At 64.4% G+C, this 16,146-nt stretch carries 17 protein-coding genes and 1 pseudogene; 9 read left to right on the top strand and 9 right to left on the bottom strand.

The genetic code is table 11. The features are described from left to right. A pseudogene (locus EN781_RS07135) lies at window positions 1–220 on the bottom strand (ABC transporter substrate-binding protein); the annotation flags it as partial. Between the two features lie 233 nt (window positions 221–453). On the opposite strand from EN781_RS07135, the gene EN781_RS07130 reads away from it, so the two are divergent. Continuing rightward, window positions 454–1,155 carry a GntR family transcriptional regulator gene (locus EN781_RS07130; protein ID WP_189347370.1) on the top strand — a complete coding sequence of 234 codons (702 nt, stop codon included), beginning with the start codon at window positions 454–456 and terminating at the stop codon, window positions 1,153–1,155. Window positions 1,156–1,164: 9 nt separating this feature from the next. On the opposite strand, the gene EN781_RS07125 is transcribed toward EN781_RS07130, so the two are convergent. From EN781_RS07125 to EN781_RS07100, 6 genes are all read right to left on the bottom strand, one after another. Beyond that, entirely contained in the window at window positions 1,165–2,250 is a 1,086-nt protein-coding gene (locus tag EN781_RS07125; RefSeq protein ID WP_126056004.1) for an ABC transporter ATP-binding protein, read from the bottom strand. Continuing rightward, complete coding sequence (locus EN781_RS07120; RefSeq protein WP_126056005.1) at window positions 2,240–2,848, bottom strand: cupin domain-containing protein; 609 nt, start codon at window positions 2,846–2,848, stop codon at window positions 2,240–2,242. The genes EN781_RS07125 and EN781_RS07120 overlap by 11 nt, the downstream gene beginning before the upstream one ends. Before the next feature lie 208 nt (window positions 2,849–3,056). Next, the gene (locus tag EN781_RS07115; protein ID WP_126056006.1) at window positions 3,057–4,127 is read right to left on the bottom strand and encodes an ABC transporter substrate-binding protein; all 1,071 of its coding nucleotides are present in this window, start codon (window positions 4,125–4,127) and stop codon (window positions 3,057–3,059) included. 30 nt (window positions 4,128–4,157) lie between these two features. Next, window positions 4,158–4,991, bottom strand: a complete 834-nt coding sequence (locus EN781_RS07110) for an ABC transporter permease (protein ID WP_126056007.1) — start codon at window positions 4,989–4,991, stop codon at window positions 4,158–4,160. Beyond that, the gene (locus EN781_RS07105; protein ID WP_126056008.1) at window positions 4,988–5,875 is read right to left on the bottom strand and encodes an ABC transporter permease; all 888 of its coding nucleotides are present in this window, start codon (window positions 5,873–5,875) and stop codon (window positions 4,988–4,990) included. Before EN781_RS07105 ends, EN781_RS07110 begins: the two co-directional genes overlap by 4 nt. Window positions 5,876–5,973: 98 nt before the next feature. Next, the gene (locus EN781_RS07100) at window positions 5,974–7,254 is read right to left on the bottom strand and encodes an FAD-dependent oxidoreductase (RefSeq protein ID WP_127399878.1); all 1,281 of its coding nucleotides are present in this window, start codon (window positions 7,252–7,254) and stop codon (window positions 5,974–5,976) included. A gap of 196 nt (window positions 7,255–7,450) precedes the next feature. Between EN781_RS07100 and EN781_RS07095 the strand changes: the two genes are divergently transcribed. The 6 genes from EN781_RS07095 (at window position 7,451) to EN781_RS07070 (ending at window position 13,343) form a co-directional block, all read left to right on the top strand. Beyond that, on the top strand, window positions 7,451–8,608 hold the full coding sequence (locus EN781_RS07095) for a fumarylacetoacetate hydrolase family protein (protein WP_126056010.1): 1,158 nt from the start codon (window positions 7,451–7,453) through the stop codon (window positions 8,606–8,608). A gap of 50 nt (window positions 8,609–8,658) precedes the next feature. Then, window positions 8,659–9,135, top strand: coding sequence for a hypothetical protein (locus tag EN781_RS07090; protein WP_126056011.1), 477 nt, complete (start codon window positions 8,659–8,661; stop codon window positions 9,133–9,135). Window positions 9,136–9,308: 173 nt separating this feature from the next. Further along, on the top strand, window positions 9,309–10,241 hold the full coding sequence (locus tag EN781_RS07085; RefSeq protein WP_126056012.1) for a substrate-binding domain-containing protein: 933 nt from the start codon (window positions 9,309–9,311) through the stop codon (window positions 10,239–10,241). Between the two features lie 205 nt (window positions 10,242–10,446). Beyond that, the gene (locus EN781_RS07080; protein WP_126056013.1) at window positions 10,447–11,433 is read left to right on the top strand and encodes an ABC transporter permease; all 987 of its coding nucleotides are present in this window, start codon (window positions 10,447–10,449) and stop codon (window positions 11,431–11,433) included. Window positions 11,434–11,436: 3 nt separating this feature from the next. Beyond that, window positions 11,437–12,231 carry an ATP-binding cassette domain-containing protein gene (locus tag EN781_RS07075; RefSeq protein ID WP_126056014.1) on the top strand — a complete coding sequence of 265 codons (795 nt, stop codon included), beginning with the start codon at window positions 11,437–11,439 and terminating at the stop codon, window positions 12,229–12,231. A gap of 89 nt (window positions 12,232–12,320) precedes the next feature. Then, complete coding sequence (locus EN781_RS07070) at window positions 12,321–13,343, top strand: LacI family DNA-binding transcriptional regulator (protein ID WP_126056015.1); 1,023 nt, start codon at window positions 12,321–12,323, stop codon at window positions 13,341–13,343. A 339-nt stretch (window positions 13,344–13,682) separates the two neighbouring features. Here EN781_RS07070 and EN781_RS07065 read toward each other — a convergent pair whose 3' ends face one another. Continuing rightward, window positions 13,683–14,531 carry a methyltransferase domain-containing protein gene (locus EN781_RS07065; RefSeq protein ID WP_126056016.1) on the bottom strand — a complete coding sequence of 283 codons (849 nt, stop codon included), beginning with the start codon at window positions 14,529–14,531 and terminating at the stop codon, window positions 13,683–13,685. Next, window positions 14,531–15,112 (bottom strand): TetR/AcrR family transcriptional regulator, encoded by a 582-nt coding sequence (locus tag EN781_RS07060; RefSeq protein ID WP_126056017.1) that lies wholly within the window; start codon window positions 15,110–15,112, stop codon window positions 14,531–14,533. Before EN781_RS07060 ends, EN781_RS07065 begins: the two co-directional genes overlap by 1 nt. A gap of 182 nt (window positions 15,113–15,294) precedes the next feature. Between EN781_RS07060 and EN781_RS07055 the strand changes: the two genes are divergently transcribed. Both EN781_RS07055 and EN781_RS07050 read left to right on the top strand, forming a co-directional pair. After that, a complete protein-coding gene (locus EN781_RS07055) occupies window positions 15,295–15,615 on the top strand; it encodes a hypothetical protein (RefSeq protein ID WP_245455555.1) in 321 nt (106 codons plus the stop codon). After that, on the top strand, window positions 15,609–16,146 hold a 538-nt coding region (locus EN781_RS07050; RefSeq protein ID WP_189347368.1), incomplete at its 3' end, for an efflux RND transporter permease subunit. The genes EN781_RS07055 and EN781_RS07050, both read left to right, overlap by 7 nt.

The following is a 16,146-nucleotide window of genomic DNA, read 5'->3' as shown; positions in this document are numbered from 1 at the left end:
TGACCTGCAGACGCACGTCGTCGAGACCGTTGGTGGTGTCTTCCTTGATGGTGATGCCGAGCGCATCGGCGGTCGGCTTGAAGAAGGCCTTGGTCTGCGCCTCCTGATAGGTGCCGCCCCATGAGGCGACGGTGATGGTGTCGGTGGCCGACGCCGGGACGGCAACCGAGGCCAGCAGCCCCGCCACCGCTAGACTTCCAATGCAACGCAGCTTCGTCATTTTCGCTTCTCCAGCCGGTGTTCCCATTATCGTTGATTTGGTATGCGAATTTGTATACAATTTTGAGTGTAATTCGCTGGAAGCCGATGTCAACACGCGCCATGACGTATTTTGGCGACGAAAGATTGAGGCCAAGGCCGGAGCCCTTGCTCTGCTCGAAACGGTCCTGTTTCAAGCAAGCGCCAAAAGGCCTTAAACTGCGAAACCACGACAGACCGTTGGAGGCGGGACGCTTGAGCAAGGAAAGAAAGAACACGCTGCGCGATTCGGTGTTCGAGAAGCTGAAGGCGCTGATCATCACCGGCCAGATCCCGCCCGGCTCCCGCGTCACGGAGACCGACATGGCCGAGCGCCTGAAGGTCAGCCGCACGCCGGTGCGCGAGGCCTTCAACCGGCTGGAGCGTGACGGCCTGGTGATCGGCCGCCCGCGCCAGGGCTATGTCGTGGCGGAGTTCAACCTGACCATGTTCCGCGAGGCCTTCGACATCCGCGAATTGCTCGACGGGCGCGCGACCGAACTGGCCGCGGCCACCGCCACCGCCGCCGACAAGACGAGGCTGCGCGCGATTCTTGCCGAATGCGAGCGGCTGGCCGCGATCCCCGACCGCAGCACCAGGGAGCAGTTCGAGGAATTGCAGGTCGGCATCGATTTGCACCGCGTGATTGCCGAAATCGGCGGCAACGAAATGCTGCACGGCATGCTCTGCGTCATACTCGACAAATGCCAGCAATATGTGTGGACAGAGCTCCTGTGGCTGGACGAGTGGAAGGTCACCCGCGAGGAACATACCGGCATCGTCGAAGCGATCTGCGCCGGCGACGTGGCCCTGGCGGGCGATCGCGCCCGCGCCCATGTGCGTGGGTCGCGTGAGAACATCCTGCGCCTGCTACAGGCCAAGTCCGACTATCAGGGTTTTTTCGCCAAGGCGTCGTGAGCCAAGCGGTCAATTGGTAAGCAAAGGGCAACTGGCGCCACGCCGCAGCCTGATGTGCGCCACGTCGCCGACGCTGAATTGAAAACCGTCAGCGCGGCGCGGAGCATCGATGATGATGGATGTCCCCTGCCCCAGTTCGGCGTGGAGGCGCAGCGTGCGGCCATGAAAGACAACGCCGCTTACCCGCGCCGGCGCGGTGCCGTCGGCGGCCTCGGTGGTCGCCAAAAGGTCCTCAGGACGCACGCCGATGGTGCGTGTGTCTCCGGCGGCCGGCGCCTCGCCGGTGTCGGATACAGCTTCCAACGCCAGCTCGCCAGCCGCAAAGCGCAGGCGCTCGCCATCGCAGCCGACGAAGCGCGACTGCAGGAGGTTCATGGTGCCGATGAAGGAGGCGACGAACTTCGTCGCAGGGCGGTCGTAGAGAATCGCCGGCGGCGCGATCTGCTCGATGAGGCCCTTGTTCATGACGACGATGCGGTCGGAGATCGACAGCGCCTCGGTCTGGTCATGGGTGACCATGACGAAGGTGGTGCCGAGGCGGGATTGCAGCCGCTTCAGCTCGACCTGCATCTGCTCGCGCAGATGCGCGTCAAGCGCCGACAGCGGCTCGTCGAGCAACAGAACGCGCGGCTGGCAGACGATGGCGCGGGCAAGCGCGACGCGCTGGCGCTGGCCGCCGGAGAGTTCGAAAACGCGGGCGCCGAGCTTGTCGGCAAGGCCGACCATGTCGAGCGCCTCGCCGACGCGTTTCGCCTGCTCGGCGCCGGACAGCCCGCGTAGCGACAGGCCGAAGCCGACATTCTCTGCGACGTCCATGTGCGGGAAGAGCGCATAGTCCTGGAAGACGGTATTGACCGGGCGATCGAAGGGCCTCAGGCCCGTTATGTCGCGGCCCTCAAGCAGAACATTGCCGCTGGTCGGGCTCTCGAAACCGGCAATGACGCGCAGGCTGGTGGTCTTGCCGCAACCGGACGGGCCGAGCAGGGTCAGGAACTCACCCGGAGCGATATCTAGCTCGACGGCGTCGAGACCAACCACACCACCCGGAAAGACCTTTGAGACCTTCTGCAATCGAACGAGCGCATCAGGCGCCATCGCGCACCTCGGAGGGTTTTGTCGTGTTGACCCAAAGGATCTCGCAGCGCTCGGCGCCGGGGTTGCGGAAGGCATGCAGCAGCGTGCTCTTGAAGGCAAAGCTGTCGCCGGCCTTGAGCACGTAGGAGGTTGCGTCCACCACCAGTTCGACCTCGCCGGCCATCACGAAGCCGAACTCATGGCCTGCATGGGCGTAGGCCTCGGCCGTTCCGCCGCCGGCCTCGACGCTCACCAGCATGCCGGTGAGCGTCGCGGCAGGCGGCGACAGCAGCGCCTTGGCGATGCCTTCCGACTTGACGGGGATCTGCCGCCGCTTGTCGGCGCGCACGCAGTAGAGATCATTGACCGCCTCATTGCCGTCGGCGATCAGTGCCGACGGTTCGATGTCTAGCGCGGCTGCAAGCGGCCAGATCACCTTGACGCGCAGCGATGACATGCCGCGCTCGATCTGGCTGAGCGCGCCTATCGAAATGCCGGCTTTTACCGCAAGCTCGGCCAGCGACAGCTTGCGCTCCAGCCTGAGCGCCCGCACGCGCCGGCCGACGCGCACATCGGCATCGTCCTTCGGCTTCTCGGCCGATTCGTCAAAAACATCCATGCGTTAGTCCTTGTTTGGTCTCTTTACCGGTGCGGCGCAGCGCCGCCAGCCTCCCCTTCTCCCCTTGTGGGAGGAGGTGTCGCCGAAGGCGACGGATGAGGGGTGTTCCAGCTTGGCAACGACGGCGATCCGTCCAACACCCCTCATCCGTCTCGGCGCTGCGCGCCGATCCACCTTCTCCCACAAGGGGAGAAGGTGGAGCCGCAGCTTACCCCCCGGCCTTCACCTTCTCGAACATCTTGGCGACGTCGTCATTCTGCTTCATCGGCCCGGTGAAGATCGTGGTCTTCAGCATCACTTCCGGATCCGACGGCAGTTGCAGCTTGTCCAGTTCGTCCTTCGCCACGCCGGCGAAAGCTGTGCTCAGCGAACTGCCGTAGCCATAGGACTGGATCAGATACTTGCCCGAGTCGGCGTCCAGCCGGCTGTTGATGAAGTCATAGGCGAGATCGACGTTCTTGGCGTCCTTCAGCATGACGAAGCCGCAGGACCAGGTCAGCATGCCCTCCTTCGGCTTCATGAACTCGACCGGCACGCCCTGTTTCTTCAGCGATGTGGCCGACGCGTTCCAGGTCATGGCGGCGACGAGCTGGCCGCTTGCCAGCGCCTGTTCGACCGAGGTCATGTCGGTGGTGTAGCTGGACAGCAGCGGCCGCTGCTCGCGCAGCTTCTCCGCCACCTTGTCCATCTGCTCCGGAGTCATGTCGAAGGGGTTCACGCCGGCGAGCAGTGCCGCGACGATCGGCGTGTCATGCACGGCGTCGATGGTCGCCATGCGACCGGCATACTGCTTGTCCCACAGAAGCTTCCAGCTCGCCTCGGGGTTCTTCACCAGATCGGTGCGGTAGAGGATCGAGGTGTTGCCCCAGTCCCACGGCACCATCCAGACCTTGCCGTCGCCGGCCTGGATGTCGGGCAGGTTCTTGAACACCGGGAAGATTGAATCCCAGTTCTTGATGCGCTTGGTGTCGATCGGCTGCAGCAGGCCTTCCTTGTTCCAGCGCGCCACCTTGTCGTAGCAGGGGTGCGCGATGTCCGGCCGGAAGCCGGCCTTGACCTTGGTGAAGGCGTCGTCGTCGTCGCCGAAGATCGAGGCCTCGACGCCGTCCGGATGGGCCGCGAGGAAGCTCTTGTTGAAGTCGGGCAGTTCGTAGCCGGACCATGTGAAATACTGCAGCTTGTCGGCGGCAAAGGCGACAGTCGACGACAGCGCGAGCGCCAGGGCCGTAAGGCCGGCGCGGGTCTTGTGTCCGGTGATCGATTTCAGCTGGAATGTCATTTTCGTTCTCCTCTCTTTCGTTGTTGTGGTTCAGGCTGGATTGGCGGCGGCTGGCCGGCGCGCAGCGCCAAGGCCGCGGTGGCGCAGGATTTCGGCAGTGCCGGCAATGATGAAGGACACGGCCAGGATCACCGTTCCGAGCGCCATGACGATCGGCAGCGAGCGCGGGAAGCGCAGCTGGCTCCAGATGTAGAGCGGCAGCGTCGGCTCGGTGCCGGCGAGGAAGAAGACGACGATGAACTCGTCGAAGGAGATCAGGAAGGCAAGCATGAAGGCCGACAGCACGGCCGGCACACTCAGCGGCAGCATGACGCGTCGGAACGTCGTCCAGTCGGACGCGCCGAGGTCGAGCGCCGCCTCGCGGATGGTCTTCGGGATGGCGGCGAAGCGGCTGCGCATGACGACCACTGTCGTCGGCAGCGCGACCAGGATGTGGCCGAGCACGATGGCGACGCGCGACGGGCCGAGGCCGATCAGATTGACCAGGATCAGCAGCGAGATGCCGACGATGACGCCGGGAATCAGGATCGGCAGCCGCGCGATGGCGCTGATCGTGGCGGCGAGCGGCGAGCGGCCGAAGAGGTCCATATAGGACACGGTGATGCCGCAGAGCGTAGCGCCTGAAGCGGCGATGACGCCGATCACCAGGCTGTTGGCGAGTGCCCCCGACAAGACCGGATTGCCGTAGAGCGTCTCGTACCATTCAAGCGTGAAGCCCTGCAGCGGAAACGCAGCCTGGATGGAATTGTTGAAGGAAAACAGCGGGATCAAAAGCACCGGCAGATAGAGGAAGGCCAGATAGCCAAGCACGTAGAGGCCGAGCCAGCGGCCGCCTGTGTCGGTCCCGGTGCGCGTCGCGCTCATGTGCGGCTGCCAAATCTGCGGTCGGCGCCGCGCGCGACCAGCACCACGCACAGGATGACCAGCATGACGCAGACGGAAAGTGCGGCGCCGAACGGCCAGTCATTGGCCTTGCCGAACTGCGACTGGATCAGCGTGCCGATCATGGTGCTGGCCGGGCCGCCGACCATGGCCGGCGTGACGTAGTCGCCGACCGTCGGCACGAAGACGACGAGGGCCGCCGCCAGCACGCCCGGCATTGAATTCGGCAGCACGACGCGGCGGAACGCGGTGAACGGACGGGCGCCGAGATCGGAGGCGGCTTCGAGCAGCGATTTCGGGATCGTGTCCAGCGCGACGTAGATCGGCAGGATGGCGAACGGCGCGTAGGCGTGCGCAAGCGTGACCACCACCGCCGCCGGCGTGTTGAGGAAGGCCAGCGTCGGCTCCGACCAGAGGCCGCTTTCGATAAAGGCCGAGTTGAGCACGCCATTGTAGGCAAGCACGATCTTCCAGGCGAAGACGCGCAGCAGGTAGCTTGTCCAGAACGGCAGCGTCACCAGGAAGAGCAGCAGGCCGCGGCGGCGTCCGGCATGGAAGGCGAGGTAGTAGGCGACGGGATAGGCGGTCACCACGGTCACCAGCGTCACAAGGCCGGCGATCACCAGCGAGCGCAGCGTCACCGTCCAGTAGAGCGGATCGGTCGCCACGGTGACGAAGTTCGCGGCGGTCAGGCCGACGCCGAGCAGCGAGCCGTCATTGCCTCGGAAGGCAAGGAAAATCACCAGGCCGAGAGCGAAGAGGATCAGGAAGAAGGTGACCAGTCCGCCCGGCAGCAGCATGGCGAGGCGGAACACCGGCGAAGCGCGAGTTTCCGGCAATGGCTGACTTGCTGCGATGGCCGACATCGATCTGCCCGTCGGAATTATGAAATCGACTTAGATTTTTTCATATTCGTGAAACTGTCAAGCTGAATCGCGCGGTGGCCGGAATGTGTTCAGCGAAGTCAGCGCTCCAACGCGTCGAGCATCCGGTACCAGGCGATCGTCGCGGCAACGCCGACCTGCCGGAAGGCGTGGAACGGGATCGGCCTGATCGGCGACAGCGGGAACGGCAGTTGCCGCGCATCGCCGCTCGCCAGGTAGCTTGCCATGCGCTTGCCGAGCGCGCTCATCAGGCCAACGCCCCTGCCCTGGCAGCCGACGACGGCAAGCAGGCCTTTTTCGGGCTCGTGGACGTGTGGCAGGTGATCCGGCGTCATCGCCACGCGGCCGAACCAGCGTTTCTCGATCGCGACGCCGGCAAGCGCCGGATAGAGACGGATCAGGGCACGTTCCAGATGCGCCCAGTCCGCAGCGCTGGAGGGCAGCGCCATGCGCCCGCGCCCGCCGAGCACTAGGCGACCGTCGGCGCTTCTGCGATAGTAGACGAGGATGCGGCGCGAGTCCGACACCGCCTGCCCGCCCGGCAGGATGCCAGCGCCAACATCGGCCGGCAGCGGCGCAGTGGCGATCTGGAAGGAGTGCAGCGGCACGATGGTCCGCGCGAGGCCAGGCAGAACGCCATCGGTGTAGGCGTTGGTGGCAAGCACGACCGCCCTCGCCCGCACCTCAGCGCCGCTTTCGGTCGAGATCCGCCAGAGACCGGCGTCCTTGGCGAGCTTCACCACCTTCTGCCGTTCGGCGATCCCGACGCCAGCGGCAGCAGTGACCCGCGCCACTTCCACCGTATAGGCTAGTGGATCGACGACGCCGGCGCGGCGGTCGAGCCAGCCGCCGAGATAGCCCTGGGCGCCAGTCATGGCCGCGATCTCGGCCTGGCTGAGCAGTTCGACGTCGGCGCCACGTGCCCGCCACTGGCGATCCCGGTTTGCTGCCGCAGTCAAAGTGGTCTCGGTGTGCGCGGCTTGGATCCAGCCGTTGCGGGTGAACGGCACCGCCAGCTTCTCGTCGCCGATCAGGTCGAACACCGCATCGGCTGTCGAGGCGGCAAAATTGACCAGCGCCTCGCCGCGCTCCTTGCCGAAATGCTCGACCAGCCATTCCGGATCGTATTTCAGGCCGGGGATGACCTGACCGCCATTGAGACCCGAGGCGCCCTCCCCGATCGCTCCGGCCTCCAGCACCTGGACGGCGAGACCCTGCCGCGCGGCATGGAGCGCGGTAGAAAGGCCCATGATGCCGCCGCCGACGATGACCGCATCGATCGGCCCGGCTGGCGTTTGCGGCTGCAACGCGAACACCGTCTTGGGCTTTTGCCAGATCGGGTCCGAAAACAGCTTGGGCAAGGATCACCTGGGAGATGCAATGGGCTTGTGAAAATCCTATTGTTGATTTCACGGATTTGAAAGTGCGTTCGATTGTGCCAGCCGGCCCGTGGCTGCGGACCGCGCTCGCCCTGGCACACAAATGATCCCGTTGGCGGGATGGACGTCTCGACCAAATCCGGGGAAAGTGCCGCGCGCCAAAGAGAGGACCGAAGCCATGACCGACCCGACCCGCCTGCCCGCCGACGGCCTCTTCATCGGCCGCGCCAGGACCAGCGAAACGGCCTATCCGCTGGTGGTCACGGTGCGCGACGGCATGGTCTTCGACATCACCTCGAGCGCGGCGCCGACCGTGCGCGACCTCTGCGAGTTGCCAGACCCGGCTGGCTATGTTCGCTCCGCCAATGGCAAGCCGATCGGCGCGCTTGAAGACATCACCGCCAACAGTTTCGAGGCAGAGCGCGACGCGAAGAAGCCCTTCCTGCTCTCGCCCGCCGACCTGCAGGCGGTGAAGGCTTCCGGCGTCACCTTTGTGGTCAGCCTGCTCGAGCGCGTCATCGAGGAACAGGCGCGCGGCTCGGCGGAGAAGGCCGATGCCATCCGTGCCGACATCGCCGGGCTGATCGGCCACGACCTCTCCAAGCTGAAGCCCGGCTCGCCGGAAGCGATGGAAATCAAGGCCAAGCTGATCCAGCGCGGCGCCTGGTCGCAATATCTGGAAGTGGGCATCGGTCCGGACGCCGAGATCTTCACCAAATGCCAGCCGATGGCGTCGGTCGGCTTCGGCGCCGATGTCGGCCTGCATCCCGTGTCCACCTGGAACAATCCGGAGCCGGAGATCGCCATGATCGCCGACAGCACCGGCCGGATCGTCGGCGCCACGCTCGGCAACGACGTCAATTTGCGCGACGTCGAGGGCCGCTCGGCGCTGCTGCTCGGCAAGGCCAAGGACAACAATGCCTCGGCAGCGCTCGGTCCGTTCATCCGGCTGTTCGACGAGACGTTTTCCATTGCCGATGTGAAGCGCGCCACGGTGCGGCTCAGCGTCGAGGGCGAGGACGGGTTCTCGCTGGAGGGCGCAAGCTCGATGGCCGAGATCAGCCGCTCGCCGGAGGAGTTGGTCAAGGCAGCGATGGGGCCGCATCACCAGTATCCCGACGGGTTGGCGCTCTATCTCGGCACCATGTTCGTGCCGTCGAAGGATCGCGGCGAGAAGGGCAAGGGCTTTACCCACAAGGTCGGCGATATCGTCACCATCTCGTCGGAAAAACTCGGCGCGCTGGTCAACCGTGTGCGCCTGTCACCGGATTGTCCGAATTGGACCTATGGCGCCAGCCATCTGATGCGCGACCTCGCCAGGGCCGGTCTGATCTGACAACCCTGCAAGAACCGGCCTTCATCAACACAATTTTCTGTTGAGGCCCGGTGACTGCGGCCCGCTTCGGCTACCGGGTGCAGGCCACGGGCAGCAATCCGGAAGCCGCCGCCCATGCCGGCATCGCGACCGGCAAGGTCCGGCTCATGGCGCTGGCACCGATGGGCGCAATTGCGGGACTCGCCGGCGTCGTCCATCTCGCGCGCAGGGCACCATCCTCCCCAATGACGGCAACGGTTTTGCGCTGCTGGCAATCGCCGCGGCGCTGCTTGGCGGCACGAGGCATGTCGGGCGGGCATGGCAGCGCCATCGGCGCCGCCATCGGCATACTGGTCATCCAGGCGGTGCCGAGCGCGATCCCTCTGCTCGGCATCGATGCCACATGGACAAACCTCGCTGTCGCTGGCGGTCGACTGGCTGGGCAGGATCTGGCGCGGCCGGCGCGCGGAGCGCAGGTAGAACGGTCCGCGCGGCTGAGTCCCGCTCGACAACCTCACGCAAATATCACCCAAACTGATGCAATCTGATGGGATTGCTGATGGCGTCCTGCCTTGCGCCAGCATCCATTGGCGCTTGGAGGCTTGCCATAGGGCCGGAAAGGGGATGCCCTCTAAGCACCCGCTCGGCGCTGGCAGGAAATGCGATTTTTGGGCCGCATCGCGTCCGACGTGGAAGTCGTTTCAACATGGGAGGAAACCATATGCTGACGAGGCTAAGACTGCTCGTGCTTGGCTTGATCGTGGCGCTCGCCATTCCGGCGGCGGCGCAGGCCAAGACCTTCTACTGGATTTCGCATGGTGGTCCGGCCGACCCGGTCTGGACCTACTTCCTGGCCGGCGCCAAGCAATGGGCGACCGATACCGGCAACTCCGTCAACACCTCATTCCATAATGGCGACGTGGCGTCACAGCAGGAGGCGGTTCGCGCCGCCATCTCGGCCAAGGCCGACGGCATCGTCACCACCAGCCCCGATCCGGGCAGCCTGGTCGAGATCGTCAAGGAAGCGCGCGCGGCCAACATCCCGATCATCAACTTCAACACGCCCGATCCCAAGGCCAACTTCAACGCCTATGTCGGCGGCGACAACGTCACTTTCGGCAAGCACTGGGCGCAGTATCTGGTCGACAAGGGCCTGGTGAAGAAGGGCGACTTCGTCTGGATGCCGGTCGAGGTTCCCGGCGCCACCTATGGCGTGCAGGAAGAGGAAGGCATCAAGAGCGTCTTCGAACCGCTCGGCATCACCTATGAAATCACCGAGGCGACGCTCGACCAGGCAGAAGTGATCAGCCGCATGGTCGACTACCTGACCGCGCACAAAGGCAAGGTGAAGGCAATCATCGGCCTCGGCGACCTCGTCACCGGCTCGATCAAACGGGTGTTCGACCAGGTCGGCATCAAGCCCGGCGAAATCCCGGTCGTCGGCTGGGGCAACTCGCTCGACACCACCCAGGAAGTGCTGAACGGCTATGTCAACGCCGCGCAGTGGCAGGACCCGCAGGCGACCAGCTACGTCGCGCTCTCGCTCGCCAACATGGCGGCCGCCGGCATCCCTCCGGGCTTCAACGTTATCACCGGCGCGCTCTACGAAAAGGACACCGCCGGGGTCTACGACAAGATCCTGTCCGGGAAGTGATCCGTCCCCTGCAGCGCCGCGCGTCATTTCCAGACGCGCGGCGGGCAGCTCGATTTTGCGCACGGCCTTTGCGAGAATCCGGTCCGATTTTCGGAATCGCCTGCGCACAGTCGCGGCCGCTCCCGTAGCCGCGACTGTCCTTTTTCACTTCGCCGAGCCCCCTGACACGGCCGGCGATCTCGACCTTTCCACCCAAGGATTCAACGTGGAAAACCATTCGCTTACCCAACGCCTGATCGCGAGGCCGGAATTCGGGCCCTTCGTGCTGCTCGTCATCGAGCTCGTCGTCTTCTGGGTCATCAATCCCGATTTCCTGTCGCCGCAGAACATCTCCAACATCCTCGCCTTCACGGTCGAGCTTGGCCTGATCGCGCTGGCGATGACGCTTTTGATGACATCGGGCGAGTTCGACCTCTCGGTCGGCTCGCTGTTCGGCTTTTCGCCGGTGCTGATGTGGACGCTGTTCAATGGCGGCGTCACCTCGCTGGAGGTAGGCCTGCTTGTCGCGCTGGTGGTCGCGGCTTTCATCGGGCTGGTCAATGGCTGGTTCGTGACGCAGCTCAAGATCCCGTCCTTCCTGGTCACGCTCGGCATGCTCCTCGTCGTGCGCGGCACGGCGCTGTTCGTCACCGACGGGTTCCCGCAGCGCACCTGGAGCGCCGAAGGCAGCTGGCTGGCGGAAGCGCTGGTCGGCGATTTCTTCATTGGACCGTTCCGCATCTACATGTCGTTGTTCTGGTTCATCGGCGCGGCGATCGCGCTTGGCTACGTGCTAACGCAGAGCCGCACCGGCAACTGGATCCAGGCCGCAGGCGGCAACCCCAACGCCGCCCGCGCGCGCGGCGTGAATGTCAATGGCGTCAAGGTCGGCCTGTTCGTCCTGTCGGCGCTGATGGCCTCGCTCGCCGGCGTCATCTCGTCGCTGCGCACCTCCGCCGCCAATCCCAACAGCGGCACCGGCTACGAGCTCGAGGTCATCGCCATGGTGGTGATCGGCGGCACGGCATTGACCGGCGGTCGCGGCACCATCATCGGCACGGTGCTCGGCATCCTGATCCTGCGCGTGATGCGCAACGGCATCGTGTTGATCGGCGTGCCGGGGCTTGCCTACAACATCTTCATCGGCGCCATCATCCTCGGCATGATGGCGCTGCACTCATGGCTCGAACGCCGGCATCAGGCAGGAACGTGACCCATGGCTGAACCGCTGATCCGCATGCAGAACATCCGCAAGTCCTACGGGCGCGTGCAGGCGCTGGTGGACGCCAATTTCCACGTCAACGAAAAGGAGATCGTCGGCCTGCTCGGCGACAACGGCGCCGGCAAGTCGACGCTGATCAAGGTGCTGTCGGGCGCAGTGCCGCTGACCAGCGGCGACATCTTCATCCGCGGCAAAAAGGTCAACCTGCGCAGCACCAGCGACGCCATCGCCCACGGCATCGAGACCATCTACCAGGATTCCGCGCTGGTCACGCAACTGTCGATCGCGCGCAACCTGTTCCTCGGCCGCGAGCCGATCAAGCCGCCGCGTTTTTTGAACCGCATGGACCAGGAGGCGATGAACACGGTGGCGCGCGACCTGCTGAAACAGGTCGGCATCTCCAAGAACATCCCGCCGACGACGCCGATCGGCTCGCTGTCGGGCGGCGAGCGGCAGGCTGTGGCGATCGCCCGGGCCATGCATTTCGACAGCGACCTCATCATCCTCGACGAGCCCACCAACAATCTCGGCGTCGCCGAGACGCAAGGCGTGCTGAGCTTCGTGCGCAACGCCCGCGATTCCGGCCATTCCTGTATCTTCATCGCCCACAACATCCACCACGTCTTCCAGGTGGTCGACCGCATCGTCGTCATGCGCCGTGGCAAGGTGGTGGCCGACGACATCGATCCGAAACAGACGACCGTCGCCGACGTCGAGCGGATCATCACCGGCATGTCCGACAAGGACATCCGTGACGCCCTTGCGGCGGGCACGCAACCGCAAGGCTGAAGCCTCCGCCGCTGGCGGACGTCAATCATCCGCCCGGTCAGTCATCACGCGTCTGGCACAGGATCGCATACGCTCCTATGACTGGAACCATGAAAGCCACCGTCGCCGACATCGCCAGGAACTGCGGGCTGTCGACCGCGACGGTCGACAGGGTGCTGAACAACCGGCCCGGCGCCAGCGCCGCCAACCGGCAGCGCGTCATGGAAGCGGCGAAACAGCTCGGTTACCTGCCTGTCGTCGACCAGGTGGCGCTGCCGTCGAAGCCGGCGCATCTGGAATTCTTCCTGCCGATCGGCAGCAATGCCTTCATGGTCGATCTCGCCCGCCATATCGAGGACTATGCGGCGCGCCTGCCGCTGGTCGCCTCCTGCCGCATCCACAGCCTTGCCGGCATCTCGCCCAGCACGCTGCAGGGCGCCGTCGAGAACCTGTCGCTCAAGGCGAACGGCGTCGGCGTCATCGCCGTCGATCATCCGAGAACCCGCAACATCCTGCGCGAGCTTGTCGAAGCCGGCATCCGCCTCGTCACCCTGGTGTCGGACGTTCCGGCGGCGCCGCGCTCGGCCTATGTCGGCATCGACAACCGGGTGGCGGGACGCACGGCGGCGCTGTTGATGGGCCGCTTCCTCGGCGGTCGCAGCGGTCATCTCGCCATGGTGGTCGGCTCGCGTTCCTACCGCGGCCATGAGGAGCGCGAAATGGGCTTCCGTTCGGTGTTGAGCGAGGAATTCCCCAACCTCACCATCTCAAGCGCCGTCGAGATCAATGACGAGCCGGAGGTGAGCTACACCGCGACGATGAAGGCGCTGCACAACGAACCGGAGCTGCTCGGCATTTACTGCGTCGGCGCCGGGCGCTCGGGTGTGGCAAAGGCGCTGCTGGAATCCAGGCCGCGCACGAAGCCGGTGTTCATCTGCCATGACCTGACCAGGGAGACGCGCGGCTATCTGGTCGACGATCTCTGCGATGTCGTCATCGACCAGAATGCACGACTGATCGCCGAGCAGTCGGTGATCCGCCTGCTCGGCTCGATCGCCTCCTCGGCGCCGTACCTGACGAAAAAATTCATCGAGCCGCGATTGATCTTCAAGGAAAACGTGCCGGTTCAATAGGTTAGCTTGCCTTGGCAAGGCTGCTTTGCCCGGATTTGTCGGAGGATTGCCGAGGGGTGCGGCAATTCTGCACATCAGCTATGCACGTTTCATGGTTGCCGAATCGTTAAGCAACCAGTACGTATCTGGGTGTCGGCCGTCTCCTCCTCCCAGATGTGATGCCGACGGTGAATGCGGTACACCTCCTCCCGTGCCGCATTCGAAATCGAGCCCGCTGCCTCCTCCTCCCGGCAGCGGGCTTTTTCTTTGCCCGCATGGAAAATGCGGAGGCGACGCCAGCCCCCTCACCCGGATTGCCAAATCATACTGGAAAATCAGGAGTGCTGGGCAATTGCGCGCCTAGCCTCTAGCTGTCGCCAGATTGGTGCTGAGTTCGAAAGCGACGCCCGATCCATCGGAGTGGGACTGCAGCACGGGCGCGCTCCCGCTCACGATGTCCTCCACGACCCGCTTGCGTTCCTGATCGGCCATTGCCTTGCCGGCAGCACTCATGCCGACCAGCGCCATCGTATTCAATCGCAGGAGGGGCGCGCCGTCCTCAAAGTGTATGGTGCGCGATATTGTCCTTGATCGAACGTCGTGGAAGCCGGCGTCTCGGAGCAGCGCCTCGAGCGGCGGCGCATTCCCAAAGCTGTGGCGCAGGTCCGCGATTGGGCCGAGGAGTCGCTCGGCGACGCGGCGGAGTTCTCGAAAGAAGGGGATTTCCTCATCGGTGCGCCAAGTGGCAACTGCCAGCCGGCCGCCCTGCGCCAGTGCTCGCCGCATTTCTGCCGCCGCGGCGGGCTTGTCGGGAAAGAACTGCAGCCCCTGCTGACAGACCACAACGTCGAACTGCTCTCCGTCACGGAGCGGCAGTGCGCCGGCATTGCCCACGCGCCAGTCGATGTCTGGCGCCACGGTGCGCGCGACGGCAAGCATATCTGGGCTGATGTCGACGCCGACAACACATCCGGCGGCACCGAGCCGTTCCCTGGCAACGCGCGCAACTATTCCTGTGCCGCAGGCGATGTCCAATACACGATGGCCTGGAGTCAGCTTTACTTCTTCGAAGGTCACTTCGGCCCAAGGGCGGAAGAGGCTACCCACGAGCCAGCGCTCGTACATCTCCGGAAAACTTGCCTGACCCATTGCGTAGCTGGGCGCCTGATTCTGAGGCAGGATCACAGAGCCAGGATGAGGCGACGACATCAGCGCGCCCTGAACGACGCAATCAGGCCCTCCGCCATGCGCACGAACTGCGCGCTCGGGCCTTCCGACCCGACGCTCTGCATGGAGACCCGCGCGCCCTCGAGCAGCAGCGACAGCGTGTCGGCGAGAAGCTCGGCCTGGCCGATGCCGGCTTCGCGGCAGAGCGAAACTAGCTTTTCGCGCTGGGCTTCCTTCAATTCCTTGATGACGCGTCTGGCCGGATGATCGGTCTCGCTGAGTTCGACGGCTGCGTTGGCCATGTCGCAGCCGCGGCTATCGGCACTGAGCATTTCCGAAGCCTTTTGAACCCAGTCATGCAGCTGGGCTAGCTTGTCTCCGGGGTGCCTGGCTTCGAACTCGTCCCAAATCCGTGAAGCCTTTGCCGCCGTGGCGCGCAGGCATTCGATGATCAGGTCATCCTTGGATTCGAAGTGACGGTAGAGCGTCATCTTGTTGGTGCCGGCAGCCTCGGTGATGGCGTCGACGCCAACACCCTTGATGCCGTGCTTGTGGAACATGTCCTGCGCCGTCTCCAGGATCCGATCCCGGGGGCGAGAGCGCTCCACGACGCCGTCTGCCATCATGATCTCCTTTCGTTTCCAAAAATCCCTCGGCCACCTCTTGACTAAGGTGTTACCGGTCTGTAACTTCCAGAATGTTACTTACTGGTAACACCTATGTCTCTCCGCGTCAACGACAAGACCCGATCGGTCCTGCAGGGTGAGATAGGGCCAGAAACCTGCCTGTCATGCGGCTTCGGCCGGTGAAGAAGAGAAAAACGGTTCGCGATCATTCCGATGCGGGCCGCAAGCAAGGAACCGCTCCTATGCAGAAGCGCAAAGACCTGACGATCGACGAGGCCATCCGGGATCCGATGATCCGGCTGGTGATGATGGCGGATCGGGTCGACCCGCGCAGCTTCGAGGCGATGCTGCGTTCAAAGGCGGCCATGCAGGCGCCGGACCGCAAGGCGCTGCCGCGTTTTCTGGAAGACTCAAGCTCAGTGCGTAGCCGGCAGCTGTCCAGGATCGCCAACGCGTTTGGCGAAGCAAAAGCATTCAACGAGGCCTGCGTCTCATGGTGAACTATTTCGTCCAACGTCCGATCTTCGCATCGGCGATCGCCATCATCATGGTGCTCGCCGGCGCGATCGCCTATTTCCTGCTGCCGGTGTCGCAGTTCCCCGACATCACGCCGCCGCAGGTCGTGGTCAGCGCCCACTATCCGGGCGCCAGCGCGCAGGTCGTGGCCGATACGGTAACCACGCCGCTCGAACAGCAGATCAACGGCGTGCAGGGCATGACCTACATGTCGTCGACGAGCTCCAATGACGGCTCCTCGACCATCACCATCACCTTCGATGTCGGCTATCCGCTGAGCACGGCCGCCGTCGACGTCCAGAACCGCGTCTCGCAGGCCGCGTCTTCGCTGCCGGCGATCGTCAACCAGGGCGGCGTGACGATCAAGAAGCAGAATCCCAATTTCGTGCTCATCGTCGACCTCACCTCGCCGGACGGCTCGGTCGATCCGGTGGCGCTGAGCAACCTCGCCTATCTGCAGGTGGTCGACCCGCTGAAGCGGCTGCCCGGCGTCGGCGACGTGCAGATCTTCGGCG

The organism is Mesorhizobium sp. M4A.F.Ca.ET.090.04.2.1, from assembly GCF_003999085.1.
In the GTDB taxonomy this organism is placed as follows: Bacteria; Pseudomonadota; Alphaproteobacteria; order Rhizobiales; family Rhizobiaceae; genus Mesorhizobium.
This window is presented reverse-complemented; position numbering and strand designations above follow the sequence as displayed.

Bases quoted from the DNA above. Each gene is read 5' to 3' on its own strand.
- EN781_RS07065 (WP_126056016.1), bottom strand. From the start codon at position 14,531: ATGTCGTCGCCTCATCCTGGCTCTGTGATCCTGCCTCAGAATCAGGCG.
- EN781_RS07060 (WP_126056017.1), bottom strand. From the start codon at position 15,112: ATGGCAGACGGCGTCGTGGAGCGCTCTCGCCCCCGGGATCGGATCCTG.
- EN781_RS07095 (WP_126056010.1), top strand. From the start codon at position 7,451: ATGACCGACCCGACCCGCCTGCCCGCCGACGGCCTCTTCATCGGCCGC.
- EN781_RS07070 (WP_126056015.1), top strand. From the start codon at position 12,321: ATGAAAGCCACCGTCGCCGACATCGCCAGGAACTGCGGGCTGTCGACC.
- EN781_RS07115 (WP_126056006.1), bottom strand. From the start codon at position 4,127: ATGACATTCCAGCTGAAATCGATCACCGGACACAAGACCCGCGCCGGC.
- EN781_RS07075 (WP_126056014.1), top strand. From the start codon at position 11,437: ATGGCTGAACCGCTGATCCGCATGCAGAACATCCGCAAGTCCTACGGG.
- EN781_RS07125 (WP_126056004.1), bottom strand. From the start codon at position 2,250: ATGGCGCCTGATGCGCTCGTTCGATTGCAGAAGGTCTCAAAGGTCTTT.
- EN781_RS07120 (WP_126056005.1), bottom strand. From the start codon at position 2,848: ATGGATGTTTTTGACGAATCGGCCGAGAAGCCGAAGGACGATGCCGAT.
- EN781_RS07085 (WP_126056012.1), top strand. From the start codon at position 9,309: ATGCTGACGAGGCTAAGACTGCTCGTGCTTGGCTTGATCGTGGCGCTC.
- EN781_RS07110 (WP_126056007.1), bottom strand. From the start codon at position 4,991: ATGAGCGCGACGCGCACCGGGACCGACACAGGCGGCCGCTGGCTCGGC.
- EN781_RS07105 (WP_126056008.1), bottom strand. From the start codon at position 5,875: ATGTCGGCCATCGCAGCAAGTCAGCCATTGCCGGAAACTCGCGCTTCG.